Source organism: Pseudomonas brassicacearum (assembly GCF_003732175.1).
Classification (GTDB): domain Bacteria; phylum Pseudomonadota; class Gammaproteobacteria; order Pseudomonadales; family Pseudomonadaceae; genus Aquipseudomonas; species Aquipseudomonas brassicacearum_G.
In genome coordinates this window covers 31,626-53,201 of the sequence record NZ_MOBI01000011.1, presented here as the reverse complement: position 1 = coordinate 53,201, position 21,576 = coordinate 31,626, and the positions used below count along the sequence as shown (strand labels likewise).

Sequence of the window (21,576 nt, the reverse complement as noted above, 5' to 3'; positions counted from 1 at the left end):
AAGCGTTGCCAACATTATTGATTTTCTAAAGGAAAAATTTTTATGTGTGGTTTTATCGGTATGTATCAAGCCGCTCCAGGAGCCCTGTCCGAGCAGGCCATGGCCGACGCCCTTCAGAGCATCAACCATCGCGGGCCGGACGAAAACAGTGTCTGGCGCGACCCGGCGGGCCGTGCAGCACTGGGTCACACGCGCTTGAGCATCATCGGTCTGGACAATGGCGCACAACCCATCGTTGCCGACGAAGGCGACCTGGTGATCGTGGTCAACGGTGAACTCTATGACCATGAGCGGATTCGCCAGGAACTCGAAGCCGAAGGCTGCGTGTTCAAGACCGAATCCGACAGCGAGATCGCCTTGCACCTGTACCGTCGCTATGGCATGGCCGGCTTGAAACGCCTGCGCGGCGAGTTCGCGTTCGTGCTGTTCGACCGCCAGCGTCGCCTGATGCTGGCGGTGCGTGACCGCCTGGGCATCAAGCCGCTGTTCTACACCCAACACGAAGGCACCTGGTATTTCGCCTCGGAAGTCAAAGCCATCCTCGCGGCCGGCGTGCCTTGCGAGTGGGATGAAGACGCTTACGCCAGCCGCGCGTTCTACCTGCGCGACCATACCCTGTTCAAGGGCGTGCGCAGCGTCAAACCCGGTTGCTGGGTGCTGGTGGATAACGGCGGCATGCAGGGTGGCCGTTACTGGGACATGGAGTTCGCCCGCAAGGATGCGCCGGACCCTGCCGACGAACAGGGCATGATCGAAGCGATTCGCTCGGCCGTCGAAGAATCGGTGCGCCTGCGCCTGCGTGCCGATGTGCCAATCGGTGTTTACCTGAGCGGCGGTATCGACTCATCGGCAATGCTCGGGCTCGCCACGCAACTGACGGGCAAGCCGCTGGATGCGTTCAACCTGTCGTTCACCGACATGGAAGACTACGACGAAAACCGTTTCGCCCGCCTGGCCGCCGAGCACAACGGTGCTCGGTTCCACACCATCGAAATTACTCAGGATGACCTCGCGGACAATTTCGAACAGGCGCTGTGGCACAACGAAACTCCCTTCTTCAATGCCCACGGCGTGGCCAAGTACATCCTCAGCCAGGAAGTGCGCAAGGCCGGCATGAAAGTCGTGCTCACCGGTGAGGGCGCGGATGAAGTGTTCGCCGGTTACCCGCACTTCCGCCGCGACATGCTGCTGTACAACGTCGAACGCCAGGACCCGCAGGTCATCAGCAAGCTGCGCCAGCGCATCCAGGAAAGCGAACAGGGCTACACCCGTTCCGAGATGCCGGATGACATCCACTGGATGATCAATCAGCTCAACCACGGCGTGTCCTGGCTGGACAACCAGGCCGGCTGGTTCAAGGCGCTGGAAAGCCTGTACAGCAGCGACTTCCGTGATCACTTCAGCGGAATCGACCCGTATCGCCAGTTCTTCGATCGCCTCGATCACAACCAGCTCGAAGGTCGCGACCCGGTGCACAAGTCGATGTACCTGTGGGCCAAGTCATACCTGCCGAACTTCGTGCTGACCACCTTGGGCGATCGCATGGAAATGGCCAACAGCATCGAAGGTCGCGTGCCGCTGCTCGATCACCACGTGGTCGAGCTGGCCTGCAAGATGCCGGTCTGGATGAAAGTCCGTGGCTCGACCGAGAAGTTCATCTTCCGCGAAGCCATGCGCCCTTACCTGCCGCAGGCCCTGTATGAGCGCAAGAAGCATTACTTCCGCGCACCACCGGCCACGCTGCAGCAGCAAGGTCGTCTGTATCAACTGGTGCAGGACGTGCTGCACGGCAGCGAGCTGGACAACCTGCCGTTCTTCGATGCGGCGAAAGTCCGTCAATTGCTCGACCGCCTGCCAGGCCTGACACCACTGGAACAAGGCCTGCTCGATCCGATGCTGATGGAGCTGACCAGCCTCTGCCTGTTGCAGCGTCGCTACAAGATGCAAGCCTCCGTCAACCCGCAGTGGGCACGAGGAGTCGCGGCATGAAAATCGCGATCATTGGCGCCGGCCTAAATGGCCTCGCCTGTGCGCTGATGCTCAAACGTTTTGGGCTGTCCTGCACGGTGTATGAACGCAGCCTGGGTCCTCGCGACTCGGGCACCGGAATCTACGTCTGGCCCCAAGGCGTGCAAGTGCTGCGCTTTTTGTTCAATAACCGCGAGTTCCTGAAGTACGGCAAGGCGATCGAGTTTCTCGACACCTACTCGCGCGACGGCCGGTTGATCCACAGCCAGCCGGTGCGACCGAGCGGGTTGGGGATTCCCGCACCGGCAATGATGTTCCGGCGCACCGAGCTGTTCCGCCTGCTGTTGCAGGAACTGGGCGACGGCGCCGTGCGCTTTCAGATGGGCTGCAACCGCTTGCAGGATCTGGGACAAAAGACCCGGGTGAGCTTCAGCGACAACAGCGAAGAAGACTTCGACCTGGTGATCGGTGCCGACGGTGTCGGCTCCACCGTGCGCGAGTTCATCAACCCGAACCTTGCGCCTTATGACACCGGGCTGGTGGCCAGCCGCGGCATGGTGGATTTCGGCTCGGACCTGCTCAAGTCCGATCGCTGCCAGATCTTCACCTCGGCCTTCTCGCGGGTGGTGACTTACCCGCTGGATGCCCACAGTAACTATCGCTACTGGTTCGCCGCGTATCAGCATCATCACCAGCCCCTGCATGATCGGGCCGGCTTGCTGAAGCTGTTCGCCGAACTGCCGAGCGAGGTGGTGCAGATGATTGCCGCCACCGAGGAGTCGGACATCCTCACCCACAAGATGACTGCCCTGACCGGCGACGGCGCCTGGCATCGCTCACGGGTGGTGATGCTCGGCGACAGTATTCACGCGATGCTGCCGACCCTCGGCTATGGCCTGACCCTGGGTCTGGAGAACGGCTTCATGCTGGCCCAGGCGCTGATCGGCCATTGCGACGACAACCTCGACAGCGCCCTGCAGCGCTACGAAATTCGCGCCGCGCAACGCTCACGGTCGATGCTCAAGGTGATGAGTGACATGACGGATCTGTATTACTTCGAAGAAGACCGCGCCATGACTCCGACGCGCATCTCCCCCATCGTCAACCGCTTCCAGGACCTGGCCCTGACCACGGTATTTTGAGGGAATTGCCATGAGCGAACTCTTTCGCACGCGGGTCGCACACTTTGTCGCTGAACACATCACGCCCCATGTCGCCGAGTGGGAAACCCTGGGGGGCTACCCGCCGGCACTGTACCAGCGCGCAGGCCTTGCCGGCCTGTTGGCACTGGGTCAGGACCAGACCCTACTGCCCGATGATCCACGCACCGTGGCAATCCTGGTGCAGGAGCTGACCCGCAGCGGCGCGCAGGGCATCACCATGGGCCTGGCCTCGCACTTTGTCAGCCTCAAGGCACTGCAACTCTGTGCCCCAGAGCTTGCAAGCAGTGTGGTGCCCGCAGTGCTGAGCGGTGAATGCAGTATTTCTCTGGCGCTGACCGAACCCCAGGCCGGTTCGGACCTGCGCGGTATGAGCTGTCGCGCCGTACTCGACAACGGCCAATACCGACTGACCGGCACCAAAGCCTTCGTCTGCAATGGTGAACGGGCGGACTGGCTGTTGTTGATCGCGCATTCTCCAAACGGTCTGGCGCTGTTTCTTGCCGAAGGGCATGCCCCCGGCATCCGGCATACCCCGCAGCGATGCCTCGGCTGGCGGTGTCTGCCCTTGACCGACCTGCACTTTGAGAACACCCCGGTGGTCCGTCTCACTCAAGGCTCCGGGGTCGGACGCATTTTGCAAAACAGCCTGCTGCAGGAACGCCTGAATCTTGCGGTGATGGCCGTAACCTCCGCCGACATGGCGCTGCAAGCCAGTATCGACTGGTGCAAACAGCGTCAGGTGGGGGGCAAGCCGCTCTTCGACAAATCGGTGATCCGCCAACGGCTGGCCGAGTACCACGCGGAACTCGCGGTGGCGCAGCACTATGTCGAGTCGGCCGTGAACTGGATGGCCGAGGGCATTCTCGATCCACGCCGGGTCGCCATCGCCAAGAACCAGGCGGTCGCCGTGCTGGAAAAGATCGCTCGTGGCGCGGTGCAAGTGCACGGCGCCCACGGCTGCATCGAACCGGCCCTGGTAGAACGTATCCATCGCGATGCGCGCCTGTTGGCCATCGGCGGCGGCACCCACGAAATCATGCTGGACATCATCGGACGATCTTTATAGGAGCAGGGACATGCGCCAAATCAGCGAACACGCCGCCGCCCATTCCAGCGCGCTACTGGAACACGCCTACCAGCGCTACTGCGGTTTGCGCCTGGTGGAGCAACGAGAAGGGTTCTGTCAATGTCGACTGGTGGTCAGCGAGGCCATCGACAACCTCAGCCACACGCTCCACGGCGGGGTTATTTACTCGATGCTGGACGTGGTGAGCATGCTTGCCACACTGCCGCTGCTCGGGCCCGATGAATATGCGCTGACCAACAGTTTCAACAGCATGTTGATGTCAGCCACGCCCCTGTACAGCGAAGTAATCATTGAGGCCGAAGTTGTAAGAAACGGCCGAAACCTGATTTTTACTCAAGCGGCTGCTTGGAAAATAAACAGCGATCAGACCCGAACTAAAATCGCCTCAGCACAATTAAGCAAATTCCGCCTAAAGCATCAGTGGTAACCTCGAAAGCCCCGTTCCCGGGGCTTTCCTGCCCTCCTCCAGCGCTTGCGCCGCATCTACTTCCCCCCCCAAACGCCGACAAGGCCCCTGCAAGAAGGGCCCTGAGAAATACATGAATGGCATGGGTGAGTGAACCTGAATTTATGCGCTATTCCTGCCTCTCCGATTGTTCAAAACTTCCTCTCAAACAGCCGCTGCATTACCTGAGAGAGAAAGCCATGAGTCAAAAAATACTGGTGATACGTTCGTCGATCAAAACCGATGGTGGTTTTTCCGGGCAACTGGTGGACTACTTCCTGGACCAACTCAAAGAAGTCATTCCTGAATCCTCCATTGTCGTTCGCGACATCGCCAAGACACCGATTGCCCACCTCAATGCCAACACCATGGCCGCGCTGTATGGCCGCGAGCCGAGCGACGATGAAGGGCACCAGGCCCTGAGCCTGTCGAACGAACTGATCGAAGAAATCAACGAAGCCGATCGCATCGTCATCGGCCTGCCGCGCTACAACTTCGGCGCACCTTCGCTGATCCATGCCTACATCGATCATCTGGTCATTTCCGGCGTGACCTTCAAATACAACGAAACCGGTCCTGTCGGCCTGATCGACAGCAAACCGGTGTACGTCCTGACCGCCAGTGGCGGCATCTACAGCAATGGCCCGGACACCCTGGCCCTGTGGCTGTCGCAGATCCTCGGTTTCATCGGCCTGACACAGATCAAATACGTCTACGCCGAAGGCCTGGGCATGGGTGAAGAAAGCCTGGCCAAGGGTCTCAAGCAAGCGCGCCACGAGATCGACCAGGCGATCAACGAACTGGGCGAACGACCTCGCCTGAAAATGGTTGGTTCGCAAGGGAGGTAACATGACCAAAGCGGTGAACAACACCCTCAACGATCAGCTGTTTATCTCCGAGCTCGTGGCCGAAACCGACCGTTACCATCTGTACATCTCGCAGGCTTGCCCCTTTTCGCACCGTGCCTATCTGGTCCTGAGCGTACTGGGGCTCGAAGATGTACTGGATGTATCGTCGGTTGCCGCTCGCCGCCATGACCGGGGTTGGGAATTCGACAACGTGGACCAGGACCCTCTGCACGAAGAAGTGTCCCTGCTCTCCACGCTGTATGAACATTCCCGCCCCGGCTTCACCGGGAATCAATCGGTGCCGGTGCTGTGGGACAAACACCAGGAGCGGATCGTCCATAACGATTCCGCAGACCTCGCCTGGCAGATGGCGACCCGGTTGTTGCCGCTGGCCAAGACGCCCATGGAACTTGTGCCCGACGACCTGAGCGACGAAATCGCGAGCCTCAACGACTGGCTGCATACGCACGTCAATCGCATGGTTTACAACATGGGGTTTGCCAGCGACCAGCAGAGTTACAGCGAGGCGTTTACGGTGTTCTTCAACGCCATGGACGAACTGGAAGCGCGTCTCGCTGACCAACGCTACCTGTTCGGCAACCGACTGACGCTGTCCGACCTGTTCCTGTTACCTACGCTGATTCGCTTCGAGGCCGTGTATTGCCTGCACTTCAAGGCCAATCTGCGCCCCTTGCAAGACTACCCGGCCCTGTACGACTACCTGTGCCGGATGAGCCAACGCGAAGACGTGCGGCGCACCATCGACATGGAACACATCAAGCTGCATTACTACTACTCCCACAACCACATCAACCCGACACGAATCGTTCCCGACGGCCCGCAACTGGCCTGGTTGGCACACCCCGCCTGATCAACGCCCCGCCTCCGAGTCCGGGCCCTGCCCGGACTCATATCCGCCGATATTCCCCCTCGCCTGTATTCGTTCTGTCATATAACTAAGACGCGATAATCAATACCCCCGTTTTTATTTGTTTTTTTACCCGTAAAAGAAGCACCTGGCATCGCTGTCATGCTTCACATGAAGATTCTGAATAGGTACTGGCTAATTAATTCACTTTAAACAATCAAGCCACTTATGAGAAAAATTGAATCCCAGCAGGACGCTGTCTAATTACCGCTTCGAAAGGACTCACTCTTCACTGACACACTGAACTACGCCAACCATCGTTCCCGACCGGAAAATCCCACAGACTGCTGTGGCTTTAGCTGTGGGTACGAGTGGGAGTCTAAAAACAACAGGCATCCCAGTGTGAACGAACGCCTTCGAGGAACAGGGCAAAACAGCTGATTACACCAGGCTGTTACAGGGGGGCATGGAAACCCCCCTGTTGCCATCAATAACAACAAGATCAATCAGCACTCGTGTACCAGAACAACCAGACAATTCAACAATCCGTTTATCGACTCACGCAGAAAAGCAAGGAAAACTGACATGCGTACTCAAGTAGCCAAACGCAACACCCTACTCTGGAAGTCCGCCGTTGACTTTGTAAAACGTCGGTACATGAAAGCCTTTAATGCCATCATCGAGCCTTCCCCCGAGTACTTTTTAATCGTATTCGATAACAATGACTCCATTCAGTCGTGTGCAGGTTTCAGTTTCGCCAAGTCAGGCCCTCTATTGTCCGAATGTTATCTGGACTCACCGTCCGAGGAGACGCTGTCGAGAATCACCAACACCCGGATCGAACGCGACAGCATCGTCGAAATCGGCAATACCGCGTCGATCAATTCGGTTGCCGGCCAGACCCTGTTCAACATGCTCTCAATGGTGACCTGGTGCATGGGCGCACGCTACGTGCTGTGCACCTGCACACCGCAATTGATCAAATCGATGGGCTACTGCAACGTCAAGGTCCACAAGATCTGCGATGCCGACCCGCAACGCATGACCGCCCAAGCGGAAGTCGAATGGGGCTCCTACTACGAGCAGACGCCCATCACCGGCTACATCAAGCTGGGCGAGATGAAGCATCACTATCACGAGACCGTCCTCAAGACCGTTTTCCGACTTGACGTGCAGAGCGAGCAAGCAGCATGACACATTTCGTCGAACACTTGCTGGCCCAGGCCCAACGCACACCGGATGCCGTCTGCGTCGTCGATATTCCTTCGGCGGACGGCACGGGTGGGCGCCGCCTGACCTACACCCAGGTGCTGGAGCATGCCCGGCAGCTTGGGCAACACATGAACCGTCAGTTCACCGACGAAAAGCGCACCATCGGCATCGTCATGCGCAACAGCAGCGACTGGGTCATCGCCGACTTCGCCTGTCTGCTCTTCGGTTTCACCTCCTTGCCGCTGCCTTTGGGCTTCAGTAAGTACCAGGCCGAACACCTGGCCTTCGAATGCTCGGGCTTCCTGGTCGATGACAAAGGCCGGGAGACGCTGGAAAAACGCTGGGAAATCGACCTCAACGCCAACCGCCTGGTCCATGTACCCAGCGCACTCGAGACCTCGCTTGCGGTGCCGACGGGCCCGAGCTTCATCGACAGCGCCGATGCCGAATGGACCTGCAAAGTCATCCATACCTCCGGCACCACCAGCAAGCCCAAAGGCGTGAAGCAAAGCCTGGCTGGCCTGAGCGCCGTGCTGCAATCGCTACTCGGCGTGGTCCCGGCCAGCTATCAAAAACGCTACCTGTCGGTGGTGCCGCTGAGCCTGTTGATCGAACAGGTCACGGCGGTCTACCTGCCGCTGCTGTCTGGCGGCACGGTGTACTTCCTCGACGAGCACACGCCGTTGATCGGCGAGGCTGGCTACGACACCTCGGCGATTCTGGCGCAACTGCTCAGAACCCGGGCGAGCGCGGTCACCGTACCGCCGATAATGCTCGACGTGCTCCTTGAAGTGGCCGAGCGAAACACCGACCCGGAACTGCTGTCGTTACTGCGCAATGAGTTGTACATCACCGCCGGTGGCGCTCCGATCAGCAGCGAAAAACTGCAGCGCCTGAGCGCGCAGGGTATTCAGGTTCATCAGGGTTACGGGCTGAGCGAAAACGGTTCGGTGGTGAGCGTCAACACCCCGGCCAACAGCAAGCTGGGCAGCGTTGGCAAACCCTTGCCGCACGTCCAGGTCCGGGTGACGGATCAGCAACGGGTAGAAATCAAAAGCAGCTCATTGTTCCAGGGTTACTCGTGGGTCGATCCGAGCGCCTGCTCCTTCACCGAGGATGGCTGGCTGCGCACAGGTGATATCGGCGAGTTCGATGACGAGGGTTTCCTGTTCATCACCGGACGCGAGAAAAACATCATCTGCCTGCCCAACGGCCGCAATGTTTCTCCGGAACAAATCGAGCTGGAGTTCAAAGAGCAAGCCGGCGTGAACGATGCGCTGATGTTCATGACCGCAGACAGTCAACTGGCGATCATGCTCAGCGTCGGACCGCAATTCAATCACCAGCACACCCAGGATTGGGCGCAACAGCGCTTCTCGGAAGTCGAGCTGCCGCAGGCCATCTGGCCACTGGCACCGGACGCCCCGCAGCTTAAAAGCCTCTATGCCCTCAATGGCCCGGCGCGTAGAGCCCACGCCACCGACCTGCATCGTCAGACATGTACTCACTAAAGGATTAGCGACATGACTCAATCTACTTATCAGGCGAGTGTCATCACCGATCGTGCGTATGCCTTGAACGCCGACACTGCGGCGGTTTTCGAAGAGCTTTCGAATGCTGGCGTGATTATCTTCCGCAACTGCATCCAGTCGCTGGACGAGTTCGGCGCCTTCGTGAAAAAACACAGCTCGCGCCTGAGCCTGGACCCGGGCCGCGTGATCGCCAAAGGCGTCGCACAACTGGTCGACGCCGGCACCGACGCCGTAGGCCTGCACTGCGAAAACGGCAACGCGCCGATCTGGCCTGACCTGACCTGGTTCTTCTGCGAGATCGCCCCCACCAAAGGTTCGCAAACCACCTTGTGCGATGGGGTGAAGGTCTACCAGGAACTCAGCGAAGAGGCCCGTCAGCGCTTCGAGAGCAGCCGCATCCGCTACCGCCGCACGGTGCCGGGCGAAAAGTGGCGCAAGATCGTCTGCTACTACAAACCGGAAATCCAGCAGCTGGAAGACGCCAGTTTCGAGCACCTGAACGAGATCATCGGCCAGGACCCCAACACCCGGATGGAATACAACCCAAGCACCGATTGCGTGGCCTATGCCTACAGTGTCCCGGCGTGCCAGACCTCCAGTTTCTGTGAGCACCCGGCCTTCGCCAACAGCATTCTCGGGCCGTCCTTCAACTACGAAAAACCGGTGATCGACTTCGAGAACGGCGAAGAGATTCCCGCCGACCTGCTGGCGGAAATCACCGAGGTCACCGAACGCAATACGCACACCGTGGGCTGGCAGGACCTGGACCTGGTGATGATCGACAACCGTCGGGTCATGCACGGCCGGCAAGCGATCATCGATGACCAGCGCCGCATCTTCAATGCACTGAGCTATCGGTAATGCTCGCCGTGGCGAATCACCCAGGTCAGACCTGGGCCGTCGAAGGCCAGTATGAAAGTTTCATCGACAACCACGGCCATAAACTGATTGACCTCAGCGGCGGGTTCGGCCTGCAAGTGCCCGAGGTGGTGCAGGCCGTGAGTCGGCAGGTCGATAAAATCGGCCTGTCCAACCGTGTCCTGCTGTCCGCGCCGTTGATCGAGTTGTGCAAGCAACTCAGCGACTTCATGCCCGAAGGACTGGAGAACTCGTATGTCTGCAACTCTGGCGACGAGGCGTTTGAAGGTGCGCTGAAACTTGCGCGCTCGATCAACCCCCATCGGCGTACGGTGATCGCCGTGGGGGGCGTGGCATATGGCTCGTTGTCTTATGGGCGCTACCTGAGCGCCCCCGAACTTTATCCGGAATCCGGGGAGTTTCTGGGGATCAAGGTGGTGCATGTCGACTCGGTGCACGACCTGCCGCACATGGCGATCTGGCAGGACTGTTTTGCCCTGTGCTACGGCCCGTTGCGCACAGCCGCCAACGGGCTGCTGGAAGCGGTCGACCCGATGCTGATCGCCAGTCTGGAACGGATCGCCAACAGCCAGCGAATCCCTACCCTGTTCAACGACGTCGATACCTGCCTGGGCAGCGTCGGGCATCTGCTGTCGCAGAGCCTGTCCGGTGCGCGCCCGGACATCGTTGTCCTCGGCAAAAGCCTGGGCGGCGGCTGCATCCCCATCGGCACCTACACCTGCAGCCATGCGCTGGCCTACAAGGCCTACGGCAAAGCCTCGCCGGCCAAACACGGGAGCACCACCGCCGGTAACCCGCCATCGTGCATCGCGGCCCGGACCGCTCTGCGCTATGCGCAGGAACAGCGGCTGGACCAGCGCAGTCTCGACAACGGCAAGGCGCTGGCCACAGAACTGGCCGACCTCAATGCAAGGGCCATCGGCGGCATCGTCAAGGTACCGCTAGCCAGCACCGAGCAAGCCATCGAGGCGCAACGGACGCTGTACGCCGCCGGTGTGCATATTCGCCGGCCAAGCGGGCGCGAACTGCTTTTGCGTTGCCCATTGGTCGCGCGCACGGAGCGCGTCGTCGACGCCGCACGCCTGATAAAAAGGACTTTGCAATATGCTGCTTAACCGCCTGGTGGATGACTGCTACAAACACTGGACGCCCTCGGCGGCCAAGCTTTATCGCATTGCCAATACCGGCATCGAACGCTCCGCCGAAGGGGCGATCGTCACCGACCATCGCGGCAAGCACTTCATCGATTGTGCGTGCAGCTATGGAATATTCCTGGTCGGTCACCAGAACCCTCAGGTCAAGTACGCCAGCCAGCGTCAGCTGAGCCGGATGGCCTGGCAGCCCGAGGGGCTGACCCACAATTCGCAACACCAGCTGAGCGAGACCCTCAAGCGTCTGGCTCCCGGCGAGTGGGGTGATGTGCGCTACACCATGACCGGTGCCGAAGCCATCGAGCAAACCTTGCGCTACGTGCTCAAACGGCAGTTGCCGCGCAAACGGATCGTGGTCATGCGCAATGCCTACCATGGCAAAACCCTGACCACCATGGCGATCCTCGGCCAGCAGTACGAGAGCAACCAGTATGGCCTGAACCGCGTGATGGTCGACTTCATTCCCTACGGCGACTTCGCCGCCCTGGAACACGCCATCACCGACCAGGTGGCGGCGGTCTACATCGAGCCGATCCTCGGCGGTGCCTACCTGACCCTGCCCAAAGTTGGCTACAACGCGCGAATCCGCGAATTGTGCAGCGCCCACGGCTGCCTGATGATCGCCGATGAAATCCAGACCGCGTTCGGTCGCTGCGGTAAATGGTTCGCTGTCGATTACGACAACGTGGTGCCCGACATCATGGTGCTGTCCAAGGGCTTGACCGGCGGCTACGCAGCCATCGCGGCGGTGATGTACAGCCGCGCCTTGATCGACCGGCAGCCACTCGACCCACTTGAAGATCAGGTCTGTGGCCAGGGCGGTTTGCCCTATGCCTGCGAAACGGCCCTGGCTGCCATTCGTGCGATTGAAGAAGGCCAACTGATCGAAAAATCCCAGGCTGCCAGCACACAGTTGTGCCGGGGATTGCAGCTACTGGCCGAAGCCTACCCGCAGATCATCAGCGACGCGCCAGCGATTGGCCTGATGACCGGTTTACGCCTCAAGGGCGCGGTCTGGGAAAACCTGATCAGCATGGAACTGAGCAAGCGCGGGGTGCACGCCGGGCACTCGATGAACGAAAAGGCCACGGCGCCGGTGTTGCGTTTCTATCCACCGCTGACCATCAGCACCGCGCAAATCAGCCAGGTGCTCAAGGCCCTGGAAGAATCCCTCGAGGCCGTCGCCAGCAAGCCGCGCTGGATGCTCAAACTGATGACGCCGATCATCCGCAACCTCTACCGAATCCCCTACGCCATGACCCCACGGAGCGCAGACCAATGATTCGCGTGGACGATCTTTCCCTGGTTGAAATGGCCTCGCTGATCCGTCATTCAACCCTGACCAGTGAAGCCATCACCCGGCACTACTTGCAGGCCTTGAACGAACGCAACCCCGCCATCAACGCGGTGATCCAGAAGCACACCGACGAAGCGATCCTCGCGCAGGCTCGCGAGGCCGACGCCGCGGTTTCCCGGGGCCAGCCTCTGGGGCCGCTGCACGGTGTACCGATCACCATCAAGGACGTGTTGCATGTCGAAGGTTATCGGCTATCGCGCGGGCTCACCGAGTTTCTCGGCAGCACCAGTCAGAACGACGCCACTGCCGTCGCCCGTCTGCGCGCTGCGGGGGCAATCATCATCGGGCTGACCAACGTCCCCGAGCTGTGCATGGCCTTTGAAACCGACAATTTCATCTACGGCCTGACCCGCAACCCGCATGACCTGAGCCGTTCCGCCGGCGGCAGCAGCGGTGGCGAAGGCGCTGCCATTGCCGCCGGGATTTCCCCAGCCGGGCTGGCGTCGGATGCCAGCGGCAGCGTGCGGATTCCGGCGCACTTCAACGGGGTTTGCGGCTTCAAGCTGACGCAAGGCCGAGTACCGTTGACCGGACAGTTTCCACGCGAGCGCTCCGGGCTCTTCCACCACACCTCCAGCTTCGGGGTAATGGGCCGTTATGTCGCCGACGTCGAAGTCATGGGCCGACTGATCGCCGGCCCCGACGGGCACGACCCGGATACTGTCGACGTGCCCTGGCAAGGTCTGGATAAACCGCTGGATCAACTGCGGGTGGCCTTCGTGTATGAAACCTCACGGGTTTCACCCTCGCCCGCCGTCGCCCGCACGCTGGATACGGTACGCGAACTGACCAGCAAAATAGTCGCCAGCCTCAGCGACGAACAACCACCGATGCTCGAAGAATCCTGCGATGTACTGTGGCGTCTGTTCATCACCGGCGGTGATTCGGGCAGGGGCTGGAAACAGTTGTTCAGCGACATTGGCAAGAAGTCATTCACCCCGGCCCTCAACAGCCTGTTGGCCAAGAGCGAGGAGATCGAATGCAGCATCGACCAGGTGAAGCTCGACTGGAACAACCTCGATCGCATGCGCTACCAGCTGGCGGCGTTCTTCAGAACGCATGACCTGCTGATCACGCCGGTCCACCCCACTGTCGCCTTCGAGCATGGCCGCTCCATGGACGATCGTCACCAGTATGACTACGTGTTCCCGTTCAGCCTGTCCGGGTCGCCGGTGCTGGTGATTCGGGCCGGGATCGATGAAGCCAGCGGTTTGCCGATCGGTATCCAGATCGTCGCTCCGCACTGGCAGGAAGCGCGGCTGATCGAGTTCGGCAAGCGCCTGGAGGCCGCCTTGCCAAAATGGCAGGCGGTGATTCCCGCTCGGTGACCCTCCCCCGCTGACATCGTTGCCGGGGTCATCCCCGGCAGCGTGATCAGCTGGCCCTGGTGTGCCGCAAATGAGTATCTCGAAGGCTCTTCAGACCGGAGTAATGCGGTAAGCGCAACGGCGGGCATTCATCAGAATATGCTCCACGCGTTCAACCCTGGCTTGCAGAACGTGCTCGAACACATCCAGTTCAGCGCGACAAAAACCCTGACACGCGGCCGCCGCCGCGCAGATCGGACAATGGTTCTCAATAAACATGAAGGCCCCGTCCGGTTGCTCGCTCCATTCGGCCATATAGCCTTCACGGGCACGCAGGGCGGCAAGGCGCTTGACCCGTTCCTGAAGGGTCTCGGCACCGGCGAGTTCTTGCAGGTACAAGGTGCGACTCTGCTGCTCGCGAACGTCGATCAGACGATCGATGGCCTCGGGCCCGAAGGTCTCGCGCACGGTCTGCAAGAGCTGCACGGTCAGCTCCGAATGGGTATCGGGAAACCGCGCATGGCCGGCCGCCGTCAGGTGCCATACCTGCGACGGGCGCCCGACGCCTCGGGCCTCGGACTGAGCCTCCACCAGGCCACTGGCGGCCAGCTTGACGAACTGCTGTCGCGCCGCCTCCCCCGTGGTACCCAGCGCGCGCCCGGCATCGGCCGCCAGTTGCGGGCCGCGGGTCTTGAGCATGTGAAGCAGTCGGTCGGCAGGTGACAGCGATGCTTCATCCTGGTTTTCCAAGTATTTTCTTGACAAACAACGGACCCCGCGGCTTCAATATTTAAAGAATTTACTTGGTAAATCTAACCCAAGCCTTGAAAACAGGCAATTGACTCTCGCAATCCGCCGGGTCGCGAGTCACAGCAGGAGGTTGTATGTCTACGCAAGGAAGCAGCTGGAGCGATTTACTCTCCGGAAAAAACGCCGCGCGATCCATCGCACTGTCAGGAGGCGTTACGCTGCACGCGATCAATATCTACATCGCTACGACGATCCTGCCCTCTGTAGTCAAGGAAATCGGCGGGCTCGACCTTTATGCCTGGAACACTACACTGTTCGTCGTCGCATCGATCCTCGGCTCCGCGCTCACGGCCAAAGTCCTGCAACGCACAGGGCCACGCGTTTCCTATGCGATAGCCTCGTTATTTTTCCTCGCCGGCAGCCTCATCTGTGCGCTGGCGCCGAGCATGCCGGTGATGCTGGTCGGTCGCGCGGTTCAAGGTTTGGGCGGCGGCCTGATGTTCGCCCTGTGCTACTCGATGATTCAGCTGGTGTTCGAAGAGCGCCTCTGGCCTCGAGCCATGGCCCTGGTTTCGGGCATGTGGGGGATCGCCACACTGATCGGCCCGGCCATCGGCGGTATCTTTGCTGAAATGGATGCCTGGCGTTTAGCCTTTGGTTCGCTGGTCCCTGTGACACTGGCGTACATCCTGCTGACCAGCAACGTGCTGCCCAAACGTGACATGGATCAACCGCCCGTGGGCCGCTTGCCCTTGCTGCAATTGTTCCTGCTGGCTGCGGCGGTGCTCTCGGTATGCATTGGCAGCGCTTCGTCGCTTCCGACCTGGAACCTGCTGGGCATAGGCCTCTGCCTGCTGCTGGTGTTTTTCCTGGTTCGTCATGAATCCAGCGCCCTGACACGCCTGCTGCCCAAGGACGCCTTGCGGCTCAATACCCCACTCTGTGCGCTGTACGCGACCATGGGGTTGTTGGTGGTCGGCATGACCAGCGAAATCTTCGTGCCGTACTTCCTGCAAACCCTGCACGGGCAGACGCCGCTGATTTCCGGCTACCTGGCGGCCCTCATGGCGGCTGGCTGGACGCTGTCCGAAGTGATGAGCTCCGGCTGGCGCGAGCGTGGCGTTCGCCGCGCAATCATCAGCGGCCCGGTGTTCGTACTGGTCGGACTGATCATCCTGGCCGTCGCCATACCGTTCAACAGTGGCGGAGACTGGGCACTGCTCACCCCGATCTGCATTGCCTTGACCCTGGTGGGATTCGGCATCGGCATCGGCTGGCCACACTTGCTGACCCGGGTCCTGCAAGTGGCTTCGGCCGAAGACCAGGACTCGGCGGCTTCATCCATCACCACCGTACAACTGTTCGCCACCGCACTCGGCGCGGCACTGGCCGGGATGATCGCCAACATGGCCGGGCTCAACGACCCGAGCAACATGGAAGGCACTGCCAACGCCGCACGCTGGCTGTTTGCGCTGTTTACCATTGCACCGATGATGGCGCTGGTGACTGCGGTTCGTTCGGCGCGGATTCGGCCGGGCCTTGCTACGGCCTGAAACGGCTCGCGCAAACGCCGCTTTCTCATGTCGAGATAAGCGGCGTTTTTCTTATTTACCATCACCAATATACGGTTGTGTTGAGCACCTATTTTGGTACACTTCAGTCATGACCAATATCGCCCCAGTACTGAAAGTACGTTTCTTCTGCACGGACGCCGGAAATGAACCGGTACGTGAATGGCTGACAGATCTGTCTCGCGACCATAGGCGAATGATCGGGACCGACATAAAAACCGTTCAGCTTGGCTGGCCAATCGGAATGCCTGTGGTACGAAAACTGGATACGGGTCTCTGGGAAGTCAGGATTGATCTTGGAGACACCATCGCCCGTGTTCTCTTCACCGTAGAGGGCTCCGACATGGTCCTACTCCATGGTTTCATCAAGAAGAGCCAAAAAACACCAGCGTCTGACATGGCCACTGCCAAGCAGCGCAAAGCAAGACTATGAGGTACGGCACATGAACAAACACATCGGATCTGACTTTGACGATTTCCTGGCCGAGCAAGGCCTTGCCGAGGAAGTCTCCGCAGCAGCGCTCAAGCGCGTCATCTCCTGGCAGATTGCCGAAGCGATGAAGCTGCAACGCGTCAGCAAAAAAGCTCTCGCTGAGCGGATGCATACCAGTCGTACGGCTGTGGATCGCGCGCTTGATCAAAATGACGCTGGCATGACGCTGGCCACTCTGGCCAGCGCTGCCCGCGCACTGGGTCAGCGCGTAGAGGTTCGCCTCGTTCCTGAGCATGAAGAACATCGCGCATAAATCCGGTCCTTGCCTGCAAGCCCAAGGACGGGAAGGAAAGGAGGGATAATACCTGTCAATTAAGCGTTGGCTGCCCCAAAAGATCGCAGCCTGCGGCGGCTCCTACGGATTTGCGTACGGCTTCGACTGATCGGCGTAGGAGCTGCCGCAGGCTGCGATCCTGGCGATCCCACACACACCGAAAATGTCCGGAGCGTTGGCGCTCGCACACAAAAAATCTGACAGCTCCAAGGACTCAATACCCTACACCCTTCTCGGAATCCCCCTTCTCATCCATCCCTTGCACCGCCTTCAGCGCGCGGCTTATAGTCCGCCCGTCACCCATACGGCGACCGGGTTTGGCGACCCGCTGTGGTAAACCTCTATCCAGTGGAGCTTTACTCATGAATGACTACATGGCTTTAACCAGCAACGCCGACGACCTCCCCACCTTATTCGTCAAAACCTCTCAACCCTTGCACGCACTGCTCGACACGGCCGGTTATCGAATCCGGGCCGTTACGCAGATTCTGGAAAACCTCGCGATGCGTGGCGACATCACCACCGACTCTGTGATCCTCAGCGACTTCGCGCAGCTCTGCTGTATTCCTCTGCGCGACGGCTGTGACTTGCTCGATGTGATTGCACGACGTTTGGATGCGCAGCCGTCGCCCGCAAGTGAACGCGCCAAACCATAACCCCTGAAACGAAAAAGCCCCGTCGCTTGTTCAGCAACGGGGCTTTCCATGTAGTGCGTACAGCCGCCTATGAATTGTCACAGGTCTTGAAGCCGTTTGTTTGTCAGACACGACGCTCAGCCGCGTCATAAACCTCTTTATCGCGCCGGGCACCAACAGCCACAATCAGCACCTGGATGGCTTTACCGTCGACACGGTAGACGATTCTCGTGTCTCCCGTTCTGATTCTTCGACAACCCGCCAGGCTGGCACGTAGAGGCTTGCCACTTTTATCTGGCTCACCATTGATGATCCGCTCCTCAATCACATCAAGGATGCGGTTAGCACCAGCAGCACCTAGCTGATCAAGATCGTCCTGAACCTCTGGATGATAAATAACACCCCAAACCATCCAGCCCCCTCATTAATCGTTATTGCTATACCGCGCACGCATATCATCGTGGGAGATAGCGTTAGCTTTATCAAAGCCTATCAGCCGCTCGCGGGCTGTCGCTTCGACCCGCAGGTTCTCTAGCTCGTCCAGCATTTCCTGAAAGGCATCCACATTGATGATCACCGCAGCAGGCTCGTTATCCTTGAAGATCACAAGACGCTCGGTTGCTCGGCTGGATACCTCTTTCAGCTTCGCACTGAAGCCTCTGACCATGGCCGTCACCGATACAGCCTGATCAGCACGTTCCAACAATGCTGTCATTGTCCCATCTCCACTTTCAAAGCCACACATTGTGCATATTTTTATACATACCTTTATGCGCAGAGTATTGCGCACAACTTCTCACATCGCAAGCAGCCACAAGCCTGTCGTTGTACCCACCGATCAGACGGATGAAGCACTGGAAGCCTGAATCGACGCTGCCCCTACGCTAGCCATCTGAGCCTGATGCGAGAAGTGCCGTCTGCCCAGCCAGCAGCTGCCCGAGCTTTCGGCCGCTGAAGCGGATCTGCGACAGGCTCAGGGCGGTGAATCCGATCATCACCGCCGCCGGCCGTCGCACCTCCTGACAGAATTCGCTGACCGGTTGCAAGACCAGCCCGATGGCGCTGGCACGGCGACAGAAGTCGGATTCGTCGCTGCCCGCCGGCAACTCCAGGACGAAGTGCAGACCGGCATGTTGCCCGGAAACCGAATAACCTCCCGGCGCCTGTTCCGCGAGGCAGGCCAGCAGCGCGTCACGGCGTTCCTGATAGGCCTGGCGCGCGGAGCGCAGGTAACGCACGAAGGCCCCGCTCCTCATGTATTCCGCCAGCGCCGCCTGCTCGGTGACCCCAACGGAGCGGCCGGTGGTCTGCAGGGTAGCCAGCAGCCGATTGCGCAACGCCCTGGGGACCAGCATGAAACCGACGCGCAGCCCGGCGAACAAGGTCTTGTTGAAGCTGCCGCAGTAGATCACCCGGTCATCGCGGTCCAGGGCCTTGAGGGCCGCCAGTGGCGCGCTGTTGTAGTTGAATTCGCTGTCGTAGTCGTCCTCCACCACCCAGGCATCGGTCCGGCTGGCCCAGTCCAGCAGGGCCAGGCGCCGCGACACCGAGAGGGTCACCCCCAGCGGCGACTGATGCGCGGGCGTGACATAGACCAACCGGGCATCGCCGTGCCGGCGTAACGCCCCATCGTCGATGCCGTCTTCGAGGACCGGGATATACACCAACCGCGCTCCGGCCATGGAGAAGATCCTTTTCGCCGACAGGTAGCCCGGATCTTCGACACACACCTTGTCGCCCTGCGTCACCAGGCTGCGGGCCACCAGATCCAGGGAGTGGCGAATGCCCGTGGTCACGATCAGGTCGTCCGGCTTGCAGCGGATGCCACGGTACTTGGCCAGGTAATCGGCAATCTGTTCGCGCAGGGCCAGCATGCCGCCCGGGTCTGGCGAACAGAGCAACTGCGCCGAGGCTTCGGCCATGGCCTTGGCCACCGCCCGCGACCACACGCGAATGGGGAACAGCGCTGGGTCCGCCAGGCGCGCCACGAAGGGCAACCCCACCCTGACCGCGGTCTCCAGCGCCAGCGGCGATGCCGCTGACGTCTGCTGCTCTCGCGCAGGGAGGGTCGGCTGGACCTGCGGCGCGCGGATAAAGAGATCGGGCACCACCGCACTGACCCGAGTCCCCGAACCCGACACCCGGGTCACGTAACCTTCGCTGCGCAAGCGGTCGAAGACCATTTCCACGGTCCCCCGGGACAGCGACCAGCGCTGCGCCAGGGTTCGCGTAGAGGGTAACTGGCTACCGGCGGGCAGGAGTTTTTCCAGGATCGCGCCGCGCAATGCCTCATAGGCGCTTTCCTGTTTGGTCAACATCCGGCTGCCATCGCTCAGGCTGCCGGGCTGGGGCAGATCAAGGGGAACGGAAACCTTTCCTCGGCTCATAGTGGTCCAGTCGAAATACTAATTAACGGCTCTCGGAATTAAACCACAAAGCGCCTAACGTCGCGGCCCTGTAATGGATACCCGAGAGCGGCATGGCTTCTCCCCCCCCCGAATTCACCCTCGCAATCATTGGTGGCCCGAGCCTGACTTACCACCTGGATGGTCATGCTCGCCTCGCCATCGCTTGCCCTTACTGAGTAGCCCATGCCTGTAAAATCTGACCTGGCACCCTGGATCTGGTCCGCGCTGTTGCTGGTGGTCGTCTGCCTGCCACGCGTCACCATCGACATCTACCTGCCCTCGTTGCCGGCGATGGCCGATGCCCTGCATGCCAGCGATGCCCAACTGCAACTGACCCTAACCCTATACATGGTCGGGTATGCCTTTTCGATGCTGATCGGCGGCCCGCTCTGCGATCGTTTTGGTCGGCGGCCGGTGCTGATCGGCGGCACGGCGCTGTACCTGATGGCGACCCTAATGTGCGTGCTCGCCCGCGATGTCGAGGTGCTGATCGTCGCCCGGATGCTCCAGGCCCTCGGTGGCTGCTGCGGCACGGTGATCGGCAGGGTCATGGTCCGCGACCGTTTCGACCGCCGTGAACAGACCCGCCTACTCAGCCGGATCTCCATGGGCATGGCCATTTCGCCGATGGTGGCCCCGATTATCGGCAGCCTTATCGAAACCGCCTTCGGCTGGCGTGGGGTGTTTGTGGTCCTGAGCGTGATTGCCGCGCTAACGCTGATCCTGATCAGCCTGCTGCTGCCGGAAACCCGTCCGTCCGCCCGGCCCGATACGCGCCAGCAAGGCACTCTGCACATTTATGCGCGACTGCTGCGCGACCGCTATTTCCTGCGCTACTCCCTGGCCATAGGCTGCGTGTACTGCACCTATTTTCCGTTTATCGCCGAGTCCTCGACCCTGCTGCAACGCACCCTGCACCTGTCCTCGATGGAATATGCCCAAGTGTTCGCCGTCACCGTGGCCGGTTATGTGCTGGGTTCCAATCTGTTCCGCCGCCTGTCCGTCAGACACGATGCCGATGCCCTGATCGGCTACGCCATCGCCCTGAACCTGGTGGGCTCGTCGCTACTGATCATGGCCACCCGGCTCTGGCCCGAGGCGCTGCTGTCGATTGTCTGCCCGATGCTGCTGATCATGCTCTCGGTGGGTATCGCCATCCCGGCCTGCCAGCTGGCGGTACTGCAACCCTTCTCGGCCATTGCCGGCACCGCTTCCGGACTGTTTTTCTTTATCCAGATGGCCATGACCGCGGTGTGCGGCTTCGTCACCGGCAAACTTTCGGATGGCAGCGTCTACCCGATGATGATTATGACCTCGATCTTCAGCATCAGCTTCTGCCTGGTCTGGCTGCTGTTCAAAACAGAAACTGCCCCGCTTGGAGGAGGCGCTGGGCGAACGCTGAAGCGGCACACCAGAAACGGTTTTTAGCGGCGCGTCGGCCACCTGAACCGGCGCTGAGCGTGTGACAAGCAAAACGCCGAAAACGAAAAAGCCCCCGTAACTTTTCAGCTACGGGGGCTTTTTCTATGTAATGGCGGAGAGATAGGGATTCGAACCCTAGGTACCGGTGAAGGTACAACGGATTTCGAATCCGTCCCATTCGGCCACTCTGGCATCTCTCCAACGGC

General features: G+C 60.1%; 21 protein-coding genes and 1 tRNA gene. 17 read left to right on the top strand and 5 right to left on the bottom strand.

The features are described 5' to 3' along the window. Nucleotides 1-42: 42 nt before the first annotated feature. The 12 genes from asnB (at nt 43) to BK658_RS10020 (ending at nt 13,838) form a co-directional block, all read left to right on the top strand. Nucleotides 43-1,989 (top strand): asparagine synthase (glutamine-hydrolyzing), encoded by a 1,947-nt coding sequence (gene asnB / locus BK658_RS10075; RefSeq protein WP_123582184.1) that lies wholly within the window; start codon nt 43-45, stop codon nt 1,987-1,989. Then, nucleotides 1,986-3,110 (top strand): FAD-dependent monooxygenase, encoded by a 1,125-nt coding sequence (locus tag BK658_RS10070; RefSeq protein WP_123582183.1) that lies wholly within the window; start codon nt 1,986-1,988, stop codon nt 3,108-3,110. The genes asnB and BK658_RS10070 overlap by 4 nt, the downstream gene beginning before the upstream one ends. A gap of 10 nt (nt 3,111-3,120) precedes the next feature. Next, nucleotides 3,121-4,197 carry an acyl-CoA dehydrogenase family protein gene (locus tag BK658_RS10065; protein ID WP_123582182.1) on the top strand — a complete coding sequence of 359 codons (1,077 nt, stop codon included), beginning with the start codon at nt 3,121-3,123 and terminating at the stop codon, nt 4,195-4,197. Between the two features lie 10 nt (nt 4,198-4,207). Then, nucleotides 4,208-4,645, top strand: coding sequence for a PaaI family thioesterase (locus BK658_RS10060; RefSeq protein WP_123582181.1), 438 nt, complete (start codon nt 4,208-4,210; stop codon nt 4,643-4,645). 218 nt (nt 4,646-4,863) lie between these two features. Then, nucleotides 4,864-5,511, top strand: a complete 648-nt coding sequence (locus tag BK658_RS10055; RefSeq protein ID WP_185019809.1) for an FMN-dependent NADH-azoreductase — start codon at nt 4,864-4,866, stop codon at nt 5,509-5,511. A gap of 1 nt (nt 5,512) precedes the next feature. Next, nucleotides 5,513-6,382, top strand: a complete 870-nt coding sequence (locus BK658_RS10050) for a glutathione S-transferase C-terminal domain-containing protein (protein WP_123582179.1) — start codon at nt 5,513-5,515, stop codon at nt 6,380-6,382. Between the two features lie 582 nt (nt 6,383-6,964). Further along, nucleotides 6,965-7,573: a thermostable hemolysin gene (locus BK658_RS10045; RefSeq protein ID WP_123582178.1), complete on the top strand. Its 609-nt coding sequence runs from the start codon at nt 6,965-6,967 to the stop codon at nt 7,571-7,573. Further along, the gene (locus BK658_RS10040) at nt 7,570-9,102 is read left to right on the top strand and encodes an AMP-binding protein (RefSeq protein ID WP_123582177.1); all 1,533 of its coding nucleotides are present in this window, start codon (nt 7,570-7,572) and stop codon (nt 9,100-9,102) included. The genes BK658_RS10045 and BK658_RS10040 overlap by 4 nt, the downstream gene beginning before the upstream one ends. A 12-nt stretch (nt 9,103-9,114) precedes the next feature. Continuing rightward, on the top strand, nt 9,115-9,984 hold the full coding sequence (locus BK658_RS10035) for a TauD/TfdA family dioxygenase (protein WP_123582176.1): 870 nt from the start codon (nt 9,115-9,117) through the stop codon (nt 9,982-9,984). Next, complete coding sequence (locus BK658_RS10030; protein WP_123582175.1) at nt 9,984-11,117, top strand: aminotransferase class III-fold pyridoxal phosphate-dependent enzyme; 1,134 nt, start codon at nt 9,984-9,986, stop codon at nt 11,115-11,117. The genes BK658_RS10035 and BK658_RS10030 overlap by 1 nt, the downstream gene beginning before the upstream one ends. Then, entirely contained in the window at nt 11,107-12,435 is a 1,329-nt protein-coding gene (locus BK658_RS10025; RefSeq protein WP_123582174.1) for an aspartate aminotransferase family protein, read from the top strand. The genes BK658_RS10030 and BK658_RS10025 overlap by 11 nt, the downstream gene beginning before the upstream one ends. Continuing rightward, the gene (locus BK658_RS10020; RefSeq protein ID WP_123582173.1) at nt 12,432-13,838 is read left to right on the top strand and encodes an amidase; all 1,407 of its coding nucleotides are present in this window, start codon (nt 12,432-12,434) and stop codon (nt 13,836-13,838) included. Before BK658_RS10025 ends, BK658_RS10020 begins: the two co-directional genes overlap by 4 nt. A 90-nt stretch (nt 13,839-13,928) precedes the next feature. On the opposite strand, the gene BK658_RS10015 is transcribed toward BK658_RS10020, so the two are convergent. After that, on the bottom strand, nt 13,929-14,567 hold the full coding sequence (locus tag BK658_RS10015) for a helix-turn-helix transcriptional regulator (RefSeq protein ID WP_259740074.1): 639 nt from the start codon (nt 14,565-14,567) through the stop codon (nt 13,929-13,931). Nucleotides 14,568-14,701: 134 nt separating this feature from the next. Here BK658_RS10015 and BK658_RS10010 point away from each other — a divergent pair, with 134 nt between their 5' ends. The 4 genes from BK658_RS10010 (at nt 14,702) to BK658_RS09995 (ending at nt 17,561) form a co-directional block, all read left to right on the top strand. Beyond that, nucleotides 14,702-16,120: an MFS transporter gene (locus tag BK658_RS10010; RefSeq protein ID WP_123582171.1), complete on the top strand. Its 1,419-nt coding sequence runs from the start codon at nt 14,702-14,704 to the stop codon at nt 16,118-16,120. Nucleotides 16,121-16,229: 109 nt separating this feature from the next. Then, a complete protein-coding gene (locus BK658_RS10005; protein WP_123582170.1) occupies nt 16,230-16,571 on the top strand; it encodes a type II toxin-antitoxin system RelE/ParE family toxin in 342 nt (113 codons plus the stop codon). 10 nt (nt 16,572-16,581) lie between these two features. Then, complete coding sequence (locus BK658_RS10000; protein ID WP_123428043.1) at nt 16,582-16,884, top strand: XRE family transcriptional regulator; 303 nt, start codon at nt 16,582-16,584, stop codon at nt 16,882-16,884. A 383-nt stretch (nt 16,885-17,267) separates the two neighbouring features. Continuing rightward, nucleotides 17,268-17,561 (top strand): short-chain dehydrogenase, encoded by a 294-nt coding sequence (locus tag BK658_RS09995; RefSeq protein ID WP_123582169.1) that lies wholly within the window; start codon nt 17,268-17,270, stop codon nt 17,559-17,561. A gap of 103 nt (nt 17,562-17,664) precedes the next feature. On the opposite strand, the gene BK658_RS09990 is transcribed toward BK658_RS09995, so the two are convergent. The 3 genes from BK658_RS09990 to pdxR form a co-directional block, all read right to left on the bottom strand. Then, entirely contained in the window at nt 17,665-17,952 is a 288-nt protein-coding gene (locus tag BK658_RS09990) for a type II toxin-antitoxin system RelE family toxin (RefSeq protein ID WP_123582168.1), read from the bottom strand. A 12-nt stretch (nt 17,953-17,964) separates the two neighbouring features. Continuing rightward, entirely contained in the window at nt 17,965-18,255 is a 291-nt protein-coding gene (locus BK658_RS09985) for a type II toxin-antitoxin system Phd/YefM family antitoxin (RefSeq protein WP_123582167.1), read from the bottom strand. A 169-nt stretch (nt 18,256-18,424) separates the two neighbouring features. Continuing rightward, entirely contained in the window at nt 18,425-19,927 is a 1,503-nt protein-coding gene (gene pdxR, locus BK658_RS09980) for a MocR-like pyridoxine biosynthesis transcription factor PdxR (RefSeq protein ID WP_123582166.1), read from the bottom strand. A gap of 204 nt (nt 19,928-20,131) precedes the next feature. On the opposite strand from pdxR, the gene BK658_RS09975 reads away from it, so the two are divergent. Next, nucleotides 20,132-21,376 carry a multidrug effflux MFS transporter gene (locus BK658_RS09975; protein WP_123582165.1) on the top strand — a complete coding sequence of 415 codons (1,245 nt, stop codon included), beginning with the start codon at nt 20,132-20,134 and terminating at the stop codon, nt 21,374-21,376. Nucleotides 21,377-21,480: 104 nt separating this feature from the next. On the opposite strand, the gene BK658_RS09970 is transcribed toward BK658_RS09975, so the two are convergent. Then, nucleotides 21,481-21,570: transfer RNA gene (locus BK658_RS09970), tRNA-Ser, on the bottom strand. Nucleotides 21,571-21,576 lie beyond the last annotated feature (6 nt).